At 68.4% G+C, this 13,014-nt stretch carries 12 protein-coding genes; 2 read left to right on the top strand and 10 right to left on the bottom strand.

The features are described from left to right. Nucleotides 1-4 precede the first annotated feature (4 nt). Nucleotides 5-994, top strand: coding sequence for a phosphatidate cytidylyltransferase (locus VES41_RS02560; protein ID WP_324812584.1), 990 nt, complete (start codon nt 5-7; stop codon nt 992-994). Between the two features lie 4 nt (nt 995-998). Beyond that, entirely contained in the window at nt 999-1,541 is a 543-nt protein-coding gene (gene ruvC, locus VES41_RS02555) for a crossover junction endodeoxyribonuclease RuvC (protein ID WP_324813093.1), read from the top strand. Between the two features lie 25 nt (nt 1,542-1,566). Here ruvC and VES41_RS02550 read toward each other — a convergent pair whose 3' ends face one another. From VES41_RS02550 to murD, 10 genes are all read right to left on the bottom strand, one after another. Beyond that, a complete protein-coding gene (locus VES41_RS02550; protein WP_324812582.1) occupies nt 1,567-1,743 on the bottom strand; it encodes a hypothetical protein in 177 nt (58 codons plus the stop codon). 34 nt (nt 1,744-1,777) lie between these two features. Further along, a complete protein-coding gene (gene lpxC / locus VES41_RS02545) occupies nt 1,778-2,701 on the bottom strand; it encodes a UDP-3-O-acyl-N-acetylglucosamine deacetylase (protein ID WP_324812580.1) in 924 nt (307 codons plus the stop codon). A 225-nt stretch (nt 2,702-2,926) separates the two neighbouring features. Then, nucleotides 2,927-4,138, bottom strand: a complete 1,212-nt coding sequence (ftsZ, locus tag VES41_RS02540) for a cell division protein FtsZ (protein ID WP_324812578.1) — start codon at nt 4,136-4,138, stop codon at nt 2,927-2,929. Nucleotides 4,139-4,351: 213 nt separating this feature from the next. Further along, nucleotides 4,352-5,581: a cell division protein FtsA gene (gene ftsA, locus VES41_RS02535; protein ID WP_324812576.1), complete on the bottom strand. Its 1,230-nt coding sequence runs from the start codon at nt 5,579-5,581 to the stop codon at nt 4,352-4,354. Nucleotides 5,582-5,602: 21 nt separating this feature from the next. After that, nucleotides 5,603-6,388, bottom strand: a complete 786-nt coding sequence (locus VES41_RS02530) for a cell division protein FtsQ/DivIB (RefSeq protein WP_324812573.1) — start codon at nt 6,386-6,388, stop codon at nt 5,603-5,605. A gap of 2 nt (nt 6,389-6,390) precedes the next feature. Beyond that, nucleotides 6,391-7,377: a D-alanine--D-alanine ligase gene (locus VES41_RS02525; protein ID WP_324812571.1), complete on the bottom strand. Its 987-nt coding sequence runs from the start codon at nt 7,375-7,377 to the stop codon at nt 6,391-6,393. Then, nucleotides 7,374-8,813 carry a UDP-N-acetylmuramate--L-alanine ligase gene (gene murC / locus VES41_RS02520; RefSeq protein ID WP_324812570.1) on the bottom strand — a complete coding sequence of 480 codons (1,440 nt, stop codon included), beginning with the start codon at nt 8,811-8,813 and terminating at the stop codon, nt 7,374-7,376. Before murC ends, VES41_RS02525 begins: the two co-directional genes overlap by 4 nt. Further along, nucleotides 8,810-9,868 carry an undecaprenyldiphospho-muramoylpentapeptide beta-N-acetylglucosaminyltransferase gene (gene murG, locus VES41_RS02515; protein WP_324812567.1) on the bottom strand — a complete coding sequence of 353 codons (1,059 nt, stop codon included), beginning with the start codon at nt 9,866-9,868 and terminating at the stop codon, nt 8,810-8,812. The genes murC and murG overlap by 4 nt, the downstream gene beginning before the upstream one ends. A gap of 82 nt (nt 9,869-9,950) precedes the next feature. Beyond that, the gene (ftsW, locus tag VES41_RS02510) at nt 9,951-11,264 is read right to left on the bottom strand and encodes a putative lipid II flippase FtsW (protein WP_414718997.1); all 1,314 of its coding nucleotides are present in this window, start codon (nt 11,262-11,264) and stop codon (nt 9,951-9,953) included. After that, nucleotides 11,261-13,006: a UDP-N-acetylmuramoyl-L-alanine--D-glutamate ligase gene (murD, locus tag VES41_RS02505; RefSeq protein WP_324812565.1), complete on the bottom strand. Its 1,746-nt coding sequence runs from the start codon at nt 13,004-13,006 to the stop codon at nt 11,261-11,263. The genes ftsW and murD overlap by 4 nt, the downstream gene beginning before the upstream one ends. Nucleotides 13,007-13,014: the final 8 nt, after the last annotated feature.

The following is a 13,014-nucleotide window of genomic DNA, read 5'->3' as shown; positions in this document are numbered from 1 at the left end:
CGACATGATCAATTTCCTGCGCCAGCTCAGCCCCACCTGGCAGGTGGCGATGCTTTTCCTGTTCGTCTTCGGCATCCTGGCCGTCGCGAGCGTGACCGTGCTGCTGCTGTCCATGCGCGAGCGGCGCCATCCGGCGCATGGCGAGCGCTGGCAGCAGGAACTCCAGCACGCCAGCGCGTTGCTCGGCACCAGCTGGGTCATGGTGGTGGTGTTCTGGATTGGCTGGGCGCTGGGCGAAACGGTGGCGACGGTGCTGTTCGGCCTGCTGTCGTTCTTTGCCCTTCGGGAATTCATCACGCTCTCGCCGACTCGGCGCGGTGACCACCGCAGCCTCATCCTGGCGTTCTTCGTCGTGCTGCCGCTGCAGTACGTGCTGGTCGGCACGGCGCGTTTCGACCTGTTCACGGTGTTCATTCCGGTCTATGCGTTCCTGGCGATTCCGGTGACGAGCGCCCTGGCCAACGACCCGCACCAGTTCCTGGAGCGCAACGCCAAGCTTCAGTGGGGCATCATGGTCTGCGTCTACGGCCTGAGCCACGTACCGGCGCTGCTGCTGCTGGATTTCCCCGGCTATGAAGGCAAGAGCGCCTTCCTCGTGTTCTTCCTGGTCAGCGTGGTGCAGACGTGCATGCTGGTGCAGCACCTGCTTGCGCGGCGCGCCGAGCGTCCGCCCTTCGCGCCACAGGTCAGCCGCAGCTTCAACTGGGCGACCTGGGCCATCGGACTGGTGCCGGCCGTGCTGCTGGGCGGCCTGTTCTGCTTCATCACGCCTTTCAAGATCGGCCAGTCGATGGCAATGGCACTCATCGCCTGCGTGGCCGGCTCCATGGGGCACCTGGTGATGAAGGCGCTCAAGCGGGACCGCGGCATTCCCACCTGGGGCAAGCGCGGCGTGGGCGTGACCGGCGCCAACGGGCTGCTCGACCGCATCGACGCGCTGTGCTTCGCGGCGCCCATCTTCTTCCACTCGGTCCGCTGGTACTTCGGTGTCTGAACCCATACGCATTCTCGGCATCGACCCCGGCCTTCAGACCACCGGCTTCGGCGTGGTGGACGCCCAGGGCCACACGCTGCACTACGTGGCCAGCGGCACGATCACCACGCGGAACATGGTCGGCCAGCCGCTGGCGCAGCGGCTGAAGGTGCTGTTCGAGGGCATCGGCGAGATCGTCACGCGCTACCAGCCGGACGCGGCCGCGGTCGAGATCGTGTTCGTGAACGTCAACCCGCAGTCGACGCTCATGCTGGGCCAGGCGCGCGGCGCCTGTCTGACGGCGCTGGTCACCCAGCAGCTGGAAGTGGCCGAATACACCGCGCTGCAGATGAAGCAGGCGGTGGCCGGCCATGGCAGCGCCGCCAAGGCGCAGGTACAGGAAATGGTCAAGCGGCTGCTCAAGCTGCCCGGGCTACCGGGCCCGGATGCGGCGGATGCGCTGGGGATCGCGATCACCCATGCCCACGCAGGGCAATCGCTCGCGCGCCTGGGCGATGCGGCAAGACGCGGCGCGGGGAGCGCCTACCGGCAGGGCCGCACGCGCTGACGGCGCGAAGCGTGGCCGCCGACCGTCAGAACCCGCGCTCGGCGATCAGCACGGCAAAGAAGCCCAGCGCCGCGAGCAAGGTCCACTTGAGAACGATCCAGCCGAAACGGCGGTATCTGGGTTGGCCGGTGCCGGCATAGAAGGCGAACGAGACGCCCGCCACCAGCAGCAGCAGGATGATGGCCCAGCGAAAGACGAGCATCCGGGGTCGCGCCTGTCGGGATCGGCCTGCGGGCCTACCAGGCCCGGGCCACCTCGGCGAAGCCGGCCGGCGCGTCTGCCTCGCGGTCGAAGGTCACGACCTCGTACGCGTCTGGCCGGGCCAGCAGCTGGCGCAGGAGCTTGTTGTTGAGCGCATGGCCCGAGCGGAACGCCGTGTACGCAGCCAGCAGGGGCTTGCCGATGATGTACAGGTCGCCCATGGCGTCCAGGATCTTGTGCTTGACGAACTCGTCGTCGTAGCGAAGGCCGTCGGCGTTGAGCACCTTGGTGTCGTCCATCACGATGGCATTGTCCAGCCCGCCGCCCAGCGCCAGCCCCTTGGAACGCATGTACTCGACCTCCTTGGTGAAGCCGAAGGTGCGTGCCCGGGCGATGTCGCGGCTGTACGAGCCGCGCCCCAGGTCGAATTCGACACGCTGGCCGGTGGAGTTGACCACCTTGTGCGCGAAGTCGATCTCGAACGCCAGCTTGAAGCCGTGATAAGGCTCCAGCCGCGCCCACTTGAGCTCGACGCCCTCGCCTTCGCGCACCTCGACCGGCTTGGTGACCCGGATGAAGCGGCGCGGCGCATTCTGCAGCGCGATGCCCGCGCTCTGCAGCAGGAAGACGAACGACGAGGCCGACCCGTCGAGAATCGGAACCTCGTCGGCCGTGATGTCGATGTAGAGGTTGTCCAGCCCCAGTCCGGCGCAGGCGGACATGATGTGCTCGACCGTCTGCACCTTGGCGTTGCCGTTGGACACGGTCGAGGCCAGGCGGGTGTCGGTGACGAACTCCGCCTCCATCGGGATCTCGACCGGCTCGGGCAGGTCCACCCGACGAAACACGATGCCCGTGTCCGGCGGCGCCGGCCGCAGGGTCAGTTCGACCCGTTGCCCGCTGTGCAGCCCCACGCCGACGGCGTGGCTGATCGACCGGAGTGTTCGTTGTTGCAGCACACCGCCGATTTTAGGCCGTCGCGTCTCTTCGCGCGCGATGCGTCTGCCTATCGCTGCAATAGCCGACACGGCACCACCTTCATGACGAGAAGAAGCGCGCGACGCGGATTGATGGTGCGAAAAGCGTAGCGAGCGCCCCGAGCTTGCACCGAGCAGCGCAGCCGTACTCCCGTACGGCGAGCCGCGCAGGCGCGAGATCGGGACGCGCAATAGCTTTGCGCGCCATCAATCGGCTTGGCGGCGGAGGAAAGCGGGAATCTCGAAATCGTCCATGCCGCCCGACGACAGTGCGTCGACCTTGGCCGCGGCCATGGTGCGGTTGGTTCGCCACACGCTTGGCACCGACATGCCGTCGTAGTTCGTCTGCTGCACGCCACCCATGCCGCCGGTGCTCGCACCGCCGAGCGTCGGCACCGTGAACGGCACGTTGTCGGTGCCGGTACGGATCACCTCGAGTTGCGGCTTGCTGCTGGCGGCATTGCGCGACAGCCCCGTGGCCACCACGGTCACACGCATCTCGTCGCCCAGGCGCTCGTCGTATGCCGCGCCGTAGATGACGTGCGCATCCGGCGAAGCGTAGGCGCGGATGGTGTTCATCGCCAGCTTCGATTCCGACAGCTTGAGGGACGCCTTGGACGCGGTGACGAGCACCAGCACGCCCTTGGCGCCGGACAGGTCCACGCCTTCGAGCAGCGGGCAGGCCACGGCCTGCTCGGCGGCGATGCGTGCGCGGTCCGGGCCGCTGGCGGCAGCCGTGCCCATCATGGCCTTGCCGGGCTCGCCCATCACGGTGCGCACGTCCTCGAAGTCGACGTTGACGTTGCCGTACTCGTTGATGATCTCGGCGATACCACCGACCGCGTTCTTGAGGACGTCGTTGGCATGGCCGAAGGCCTCTTCCTGGGTGACGTCGTCGCCCAGCACGTCGAGCAGCTTCTCGTTGAGAATGACGATCAGCGAGTCGACGTTCGCCTCGAGTTCGGCCAGGCCGTTCTCGGCATTGGTCATGCGCTTGCCGCCTTCCCAGTCGAACGGCTTGGTCACCACCCCCACCGTCAGGATGCCCATCTCCTTGGCCACGCGCGCGATCACGGGCGCCGCACCGGTGCCGGTACCGCCGCCCATGCCGGCGGTGATGAACAGCATGTGCGCGCCGTCGATCGCCGCGCGGATGTCGTCGACCGCGACCTCGGCCGACTCGCGGCCGACGTCGGGCTTGCTTCCCGCGCCGCGGCCGGTCAGGCCCAGCTGAATGGTCTTGTGCGCATTGCTGCGCGTGAGCGCCTGCGCGTCCGTGTTGGCGCAGACGAACTCCACGCCTTGCACCTTGCGCTCGATCATGTGGGCCACGGCGTTGCCGCCGCCGCCGCCGACGCCGATCACCTTGATCTGCGTGCCCTGGTTGAATTCCTCGACTTCGATCATTTCGATGGTCATCGTTAGCTCCTAGAAATTTGCAGTTGCCGTTGTGTTCTGAATCTGTTCTTGGTCTGTTCGTGCGCTGCCTCGCGCAATCAGGATCGTGGCGGACCGGTTCGTCGCCATCGCTCGTTGAAATGGCGAGGCGGTCCGCTGCCGCATGCTAGGTAGAACGCGTCGAAGTTCATGTCGGACGACCTCCAGGATGCGGACTTTTGCTTCGCTTCTTCATCAGAAGTTCCCCACGATGAAGTCCTTGAAGCGGCCGAATGCCGACTTCACCGACCCGCTCTTCTGCGCGACCTTGTAGCCGCGCAGCCGGGCGTAGCGCGCCTCTTCGAGCAGCCCCATGACGGTGGCCGCGCGCGGCTGCGCCACCATGTCCGACAGCGCGCTGGAATATTTGGGAATGCCGCGCCGGACCGGCTTGAGGAAGATGTCCTCGCCCAGCTCGATCATTCCGGGCATCACCGCGCTGCCGCCGGTGAGCACCACGCCGGACGACAGCACTTCCTCGTAGCCCGACTCGCGCACCACCTGCTGCACCAGCGAGAAGATCTCCTCGATGCGCGGCTCGATCACGCCGGCCAGGGCCTGCTTGCTCAGCAGGCGCGGACCGCGGTCGCCCAGGCCCGGCACTTCGACCTGCGTCTCGGGATCCGCCAGCAGCTGCTTGGCGAACCCATGCTCGACCTTGATGTCCTCGGCGTCCTTGGTCGGGGTGCGCAAAGCCATCGCGATGTCGCTCGTCACCAGGTCGCCGGCGATCGGAATCACCGCGGTGTGGCGGATCGCGCCGTTGGTGAAGATGGCGACGTCGGTGGTACCCGCGCCGATATCCACGAGCACCACGCCGAGCTCGCGCTCGTCCTCCGTCAGCACCGCCTGGCTCGAGGCGAGCGGGTTCAGCATGAGCTGGTCCACCTCGAGGCCGCAGCGACGCACGCACTTGATGATGTTCTCGGCCGCGCTCTGGGCGCCGGTGACGATGTGCACCTTGGCTTCCAGCCGCATGCCGCTCATGCCGATCGGCTCCTTCACGTCCTGGCCGTCGATCACGAACTCCTGCGGCTCGACCAGCAGCAGGCGCTGGTCGCTGGAGATGTTGATGGCGCGCGCCGTCTCCACCACCCGCGCCACGTCGGCCGGCGTGACCTCCTTGTCCTTGACCGCCACCATGCCGCTGGAATTGATGCCGCGGATGTGGCTGCCGGTGATCCCCGTGTAGACGCGGCCGATCTTGCAGTCCGCCATCAGTTCGGCTTCCTTCAGCGCCTGCTGGATGCTCTGCACCGTGGCGTCGATGTTGACGACCACGCCGCGCTTGAGCCCGTTGCTCGGCGCAATGCCCAGCCCGGCCAGCTTGAGGTCGCCGCTGGGCAGCACCTCGGCCACCACCGCCATCACCTTGGCGGTGCCGATGTCGAGGCCGACGACCAAGTCCTTGTAGTCTTTGGGCATGAATGAATGTCCTCGTGTTCTCTATCTTTTCTTGGTGTCGTCCGGACCGACCGTGCTGACGCCGCGCAAGCGCAACGCATACGCGTCACGGTGGCGCAGGTCGGCACTGGTCACCGATTCGACGGAACGGCCGTAATGCCCTGCGACCTGCCGGACCGAAGTCAGGAATCGCCTGGTGCGGGCCTGCAACTCCTCGGCCGTACCGCGCCCCAGCTCGATGTGCGCACCGGTATCGAGTTCGACCGCCCAGCTACCGCGTGTCGACAGAGACAGCTGCTCCACCGACAGGTCGTAACCGTTGAACATCGGCCCCAGCTCGCGGTACATGCCCAGCACCATGCCGGCCTCGTCGTCCGGGCCCTTCAGGCGCGGCAGCGGCCGGTCCACCTCTGCGACGTTGGCCTCGAATACTTCGCCGAAGCCGTTGATGAGCCGCGACAGCGCGTCGTCGCCCCAGTAGGCCACCGGCTCCTGCTCCGTCAGCGTCACGCGCAGCCGGTTGGGAAACTCGCGCCGGACCACCGCCTTGCGTACCCACGGCACCGATTCAAAGGCCGCACGCGTGCGCGCCAGGTCGACGGTGAAGAAGTTGCCCGCCAGCTGCGGCACCACGTTGGCCCGCAGCAAGGCCGCATTGACGTGCGAGATCTGACCATCGACCTTCAGGCCCGCCAGCGGGAAGAAGGGCTGGCGCAGCACCCACCAGGCGCCGCCGGCAAGCAGCATGAGACCGCACGACGCAAACAGCAGCGTCGCAACGATGTTCATGAGCTTGACGTCGAACGGCATCGGGGTGCTTTCGGCCATGGTCAGTTCGCATCCCCAGCGGCGGCGGGCCGGTCGGCGTCGAGGGCGGCATGCGCCAGCACGCGCAGGCACAGCGTCTCGTAGTCGATGCCGGCCGCGCGTGCGGCCATCGGCACCAGCGAATGACTGGTCATTCCGGGAGACGTGTTCATCTCGAGCAGGAACGGCTTGCGGTCGCTGGCACGGATCATCAGGTCGGCGCGGCCCCAGCCGCGGCAGCCCAGTGTCCGGTAGGCGGCCAGCGAGAGGTGCCGGATCTCGTCTTCGAGCGCGGCGTCCAGGCCGCTCGGGCAGTGGTACTTCACCTCGTCGGTGAAGTACTTGTTCTGGTAGTCGTAGGCGCCGTCGGGAGCGGCGATGCGCACCACCGGCAGCGCCTGCGCGTACTGGCCCGTGCCGAGCACGGCGCAGGTCACTTCCTCGCCCTCGATGAATTCCTCGCACAGGACATCGGCGTCGTAGCGCGCCGCGAGCCGCACCGCGTCCTGCATCTGCGAATACCCCTGGACCTTGGTGACGCCGATGGAAGAGCCTTCGCGCGGGGGCTTGACGATCAGCGGCAGGCCCAGCACGTCCGGCACGGCGCGGACCTGCTCCAGGCTCTGCTGGTCGAACGCCAGCCGGGCATAGCGCGGCGTCGGCAGGCCATCGGCTTGCCACAGTCGCTTGGTCATCACCTTGTCCATCGCCACGCTCGAGGCCATCACGCCCGAACCGGTGTACGGGATGCCGAGCAGTTCCAGCGCCCCCTGCACCGTGCCATCCTCGCCGTGGCGACCGTGCAGCACGATGAAGCAGCGGGCGAAGCCGTCGCGCCGGAGATCGCACAGGTCGCGCTCGGACGGATCGAACGCATGGGCGTCGACGCCGCGTGCACGCAGCGCGCCCAGCACGCCGGCGCCGGACATCAGCGACACCTCGCGCTCGGCCGAACTGCCGCCCATCAGGACGGCGACCTTGCCGAATGAAGAAGAATCGATCGTGCTCACGAAGCCATCCCCTGTTCTTTCCGGGCGGTTGCAGCGCCCAGTTCCACCACCTTGGCGGGCACGCCGCCGACCGATCCGGCGCCCATGCAGATCACGACATCCCCGGCGCGCGCGTTGTCCAGGATCGCCTGCGGCATGGCGGCAATCTCGTCGACGAACACCGGCTCCACCTTCCCGGCCACGCGCAGCGCGCGCGCCAGGGTGCGCCCGTCGGCCGCCACGATGGGTGGCTCGCCGGCGGCATAGACCTCGCCCAGAAGCACCGCGTCGGCACGGCCGATCACCTTGACGAAATCCTCGAAGCAGTCGCGCGTGCGGGTGTAGCGGTGCGGCTGGAAGGCCAGCACCAGGCGCCTGCCCGGGAACGCGCCGCGCGCGGCCTCGATGGTCGCGGCCATCTCCACCGGGTGGTGGCCGTAGTCGTCGATGAGCGTGAAGCTGCCCCCCCGCTCGCCGCCGGGCAGGGGCACGTCGCCGTAGCGCTGGAAGCGCCGGCCGACGCCCTTGAAGTCGGCCAGGCCGCGCTGGACCGCCTCGTCGGGGATGTTGAGCTCGACCGCCATCGCGATCACCGAGAGCGCGTTGCGCACGTTGTGCTCGCCCGGCAGGTTCAACGTGACCGGCAGGTCGGGCAGAACGACGCCGTTGCGCCGCTGCACCGTGAAGTGCATCTGGCCGCCGGAGGCGCGGACGTCCACCGCGCGCACCTGGGCGTCCTCGTTGAAGCCGTAGCTGGTGACCGGACAGGACACTTCCGGCACGATCTCGCGTACCGCCTGGTCATCGGTGCACAGGATGGCAACGCCGTAGAACGGCATGCGGTGCAGGAAGTCGACGAACGCCGCCTTGAGCTTGCCGAAGTCGTGCCCGTAGGTCTCCATGTGGTCGGCGTCGATGTTGGTCACCACCGCCATGATCGGGAGCAGGTTCAGGAACGAGGCGTCCGACTCGTCGGCCTCGACCACGATGTAGTCGCCCTGCCCCAGGCGCGCGTTGGTCCCGGCGCTGTTGAGCCGGCCGCCGATGACGAAGGTCGGATCCAGGCCGGCCGCCGCGAGCACGCTGGCTGCCAGGCTGGTGGTGGTGGTCTTGCCGTGCGTGCCCGCGATGGCGATGCCCTGCTTGAGTCGCATCAGTTCCGCGAGCATCTGCGCGCGCGGCACCACCGGAATCTTCTTCTCGCGCGCGGCCAGTACTTCCGGGTTGTCGGCCCGCACCGCCGTCGACGTGACGACGGCGTCGGCCCCATCGATGTTGGCCCCGTGGTGCCCGACGTGCGTGGCGATGCCCAGTTGCGCCAGGCGGCGCAGCGTGGCGCTGTCGGCCAGGTCGGAGCCGGAGATCTTGTAGCCCAGGTTGAACAGCACCTCGGCGATGCCGCTCATGCCCGAGCCGCCGATACCGACGAAATGGATGTGGCGAATGGCATGCTTCATTTCGCAAGCTCCTCGCAGGCATGGACGACTTCGGCGACCGCTTCGGTCTTTTGCAGGCTCTTGGCCTTGAGGGCGCGCTCGAGCAACGCCTCGCGTGTGGTTTTCTGCAGCAAGTCGGACAACAGTTCAGGAGTCAGCTCGGACTGGGCGACGAGCCAGGCGCCACCGGCGTCGACGAGGAAGCGCGCGTTGGTGGTCTGGTGGTCGTCGACCGCCGAGGGAAAGGGAACGAACAGCGCGGCCGCGCCTACCGCCGCGATCTCGGTGACGGTGCTGGCGCCGGCGCGTGCGATGACGAGGTCGGCCTCGGCGAAGGCGGCGGCTGTGTCCTCGATGAAGGGCGTGAGTTCTGCCTGTACGCCGGCGGCGGCGTAGTTGGCGCGCAGTTCGTCGATCTGGCGCGCGCCGCTCTGGTGCAACACGATCGGCCGCGCCTGCGGCGCGATACGCGCGAGCGCCTGCGGCACGATGGCATTGAGCGCCTTGGCGCCCAGGCTGCCGCCAACCACCAGCAGCTTCAGCGGTCCGCTGCGGCCGAAGAAACGTACGGCCGGATCTGGCTGCGACAGGAACGCCTCGCGCAATGGGTTGCCGACCCAGCGCGCATTCTTGAGCACGTCCGGGAAGGCGCTGAACACGCGGTCGGCGACGCTGGCCATGACCTTGTTGGCCAGGCCGGCGACCGAGTTCTGTTCGTGCAGCACCAGCGGCTTGCCCAGCAGCACGCTCATCATGCCGCCGGGAAACGTGATGTAGCCCCCAAGGCCGACGACGACGTCGGGCTTGACCCGGCGCACGACCTGGATGCTCTGCCAGAAGGCGCGCAGCAGGCGCAGGGGCAGCAGCGCCAGCGTGAGCACACCCTTGCCGCGCACGCCGCCGAACTGCACCGGCTCGAAGTCGAAGCCGCGCGGCGGCACCAGGTCGTGTTCCATGCCGGTGGGCGCGCCTAGCCAGTGCACCCGCCAGCCGCGCGAGCGCAGCGCCTCGGCCACCGCCAGCCCGGGAAAGATGTGCCCGCCCGTGCCGCCAGCCATGACGAGCGCCGTCCTCATACGCGGCCTCCGCGCATGAGGCGCGCTGGCGCGCGCCGGCGCTTCGCGCCGACACGATTTTGGCTGCGCCCAATCCATGTCCTCATACGCGGCCTCCGCGCATGAGGACACGGTTTTCATAGTCGACTCGCAGCACGATCGCCAGGGCGACCAGGTTCATGATGATTGCCGAGCCGCCATAGCTCATCAGCGGCAGGGTCAGGCCCTTGGTCGGCAGCGCGCCGAGGTTCACGCCCATGTTGATGAACGTCTGGAAGCCGACCCATACGCCCACGCCTTGTGCCACCAGGCCGGAGAAGACGCGGTCGAGCGCGATGGCCTGGCGGCCGATGTGCATGATGCGGCGCGTCATCCACAGGAACAGGACGATCGCGACGAGCACGCCCACCAGGCCGAACTCCTCGCCGATGACGGCCAGCAGGAAGTCGGTGTGCGCCTCGGGCAGCCAGTGCAGCTTCTCGACGCTGCCACCCAGGCCGACGCCGAAGATCTCGCCGCGGCCGATGGCGATCAGTGAATGCGACAGCTGGTAGCCCTTGCCCAGGGCATTGGTCTCGCTCCACGGATCCAGGTAGGCAAAGATGCGCTCGCGCCGCCAGGGCGACGATGCCACCATCATCGAGAACGCCACCACCACCAGCACGGCGATGACGAAGAACATGCGTGCGTTGACCCCGCCGAGGAACAGGATGCCCATGGCGATCACGGCGATCACCATGAACGCGCCCATGTCGGGCTCGGCCAGAAGCAGCATGCCGACCACCACCACGGCGACGCCCATCGGCAGGACGGCACGGAAGAACCGCTCCTTGATCTCCATCTTGCGCACCATGTAGCTGGCCGCATACATGACCATGGCCACCTTCGCCAGCTCGGAGGGCTGGAAGTTGGTCACGCCCAGCGGAATCCAGCGGCGCGCGCCGTTGACGCTGCGGCCGATGTGCGGAATCAGCACCACCACCAGCAATATCAGCGAGGCCACGAACAGCCACGGCGCCACACGCTCCCACGTGCGCATCGGCACCTGGAAGGCCAGCAGCGCAGCCACGAAGGCGGCCACCAGCGCGAAGACGTGGCGCAGCAGGAAATAGGTCTCGTCGTAGTTGGCGCGGGAGAAGCGCGGGTTGTCGCCGATCGCGATCGAGGCCGAATACACCATCACCAGGCCCCAGGCGAGCAACGCCACCGTGACCCACAGCAAGGCCTGGTCGAACCCGAGCACGCGCACCGGCGCAGCGCGCGTCTGCGTGACGCCGGCGCCGCCAAGGTGCACCGGCAGGTGCATCGGCAGCGCGTCGCCGCTGCCGCGCCGGCCGGCGAACAGGCGCCGCCAGCCGGACACGGCTTCGCGGCTCTCGGTCGATTCGCCGGGCGTGGCTGCGCTGGCACTGCTCATTGTTCGTCTCCCATGTCCTGCAGGTCCGCGCCCGGCCCGTCGGGCGATTCGGCCAGGTCCTGCACCGCCGCGCAAAAGACCTCGGCGCGATGCGGATAGTTGCGGAACATGTCGAAGCTGGCGCAAGCCGGCGACAGCAGCACCGCGTCGCCCCGGTGGGCGCGGGCAGCGCCTTCGCGGACCGCTGCGCCCATGTCCACGGCATGGTGCATCGGCACGCCTGCACCGGCGAGCGCCTGCTCGATCAGCGGCGCGTCGCGGCCGATCAGCACGACGGCCCGCGCAAAGCGCGACACCGGCTCGGCCAGCGGCGAGAAGTCCTGGCCCTTGCCATCGCCCCCGAGGATGACAACCACCTTGCGCTCGGCGCCCAGCCCTGCCAGCGCCGCCACGGTGGCGCCGACGTTGGTGCCCTTGCTGTCGTCGAAGTACTCCACCTCGTCGACGATGGCCACCGGCTGCACGCGGTGCGGCTCGCCGTGGTACTCGCGCAGGCCGTAGAGCATGGGCGCGAGCGCGCAGCCGGCGGCCGAGGCCAGGGCCAGGGCGGCCAGCGCGTTCAGCGCGTTGTGCTGGCCGCGGATGCGCAGCGCATCGGCCGGCATCAGCCGCTGCAGGTACAAGTCTTCCTCGACCTGGGCGGCTCCGCGCTTGCGCTTGATGGTCTCGTCGGCCTCGTGCGCGCGCACCAGCCATGCCATGCCGTTGACGCGCTCGATGCCGTAGTCGCCCGGCCGAGTCGGCATGCCGCCACCGAACAGCACGTGCGCGCGCACCTGGGGCCGCTGCAGCTTCACCCGGACCGGCGGCGGCAGCATCTGCATGACCTGCGGGTCGTCACGGTTGAGAATCAGCAAACCCCGCTGGCCGAAGATGCGCGCCTTGGCCGCCACGTACGACGCCATGTCGCCATGCCAGTCCAGGTGGTCCTGGCTGATGTTGAGCACGGCGGCAGCCGTGGGCTCGAAGCCCTGCGCCGTGTCGAGCTGGAAGCTGGAAAGCTCCAGGACCCACACCTCGGGCAGGTCCTGCGCGTCGATGCGCTCGGCCAGGGTGTCCAGGAGTGTCGGGCCGATGTTGCCGGCGACGGCGACCCGCTTGCCGGCGCGCTCGACCAGCAGCCCCGTCAGCGCCGTGACCGTGGTCTTGCCATTGGTGCCGGTGATCGCGAGCACCGCCGGCTCGTAGCCTCTGCGCACGGGAGGCGCCGGCGGCACGACCGGGGTCGGCTCGGCGTCGTCATCAGGTGCGTTGACGATGGCCTGCGCATCGAGCGCAACGTCGGCGTCGGGTGCCGCTTCGGGTTCCTCGCCGGGCGCATCCTCGGCCTCGTCGCCCTGCCCGGGGACGGACGACGGCTCGTCGCCCTCCGCATCAACCGCTTCGTCCTGCGGCGCCTGTGCCAGGTCGGCCAGCGCCTGCGTGAACAGGTCCAGCTCGCCGCCCACCGGCAGGCCCATCGCCCGCGCCGCGTCGACCACCGGCGCCCGCTCGGCCGGCGACAGGCCGGGCGAGCAATAGACGGCGCGGATGGCGGTGCCTTCGACCAGTGCCGCACTGAATGCGCCGGCGACGAAACGCACGTCGGGGCATTGCTCGCGCAGGGCGGGCAGTTGCGGCGGAGCCTCGCGCGTGTCGGCGACCGTCACCACCGCGCCGTGGCGGGCGCACCAGCGCGCCATCGCCAGGCCCGAGGCACCGAGGCCCAGGACCAGCACGTGGAGTTGGTTGAGATGCTTCACCTTGGCCT

It is taken from the genome of Variovorax sp., assembly GCF_035634955.1.
Classification (GTDB): domain Bacteria; phylum Pseudomonadota; class Gammaproteobacteria; order Burkholderiales; family Burkholderiaceae_C; genus Variovorax.
Note: the sequence above shows the minus strand (reverse complement) of the source record. Positions and strands in the feature narration are given on the sequence as shown.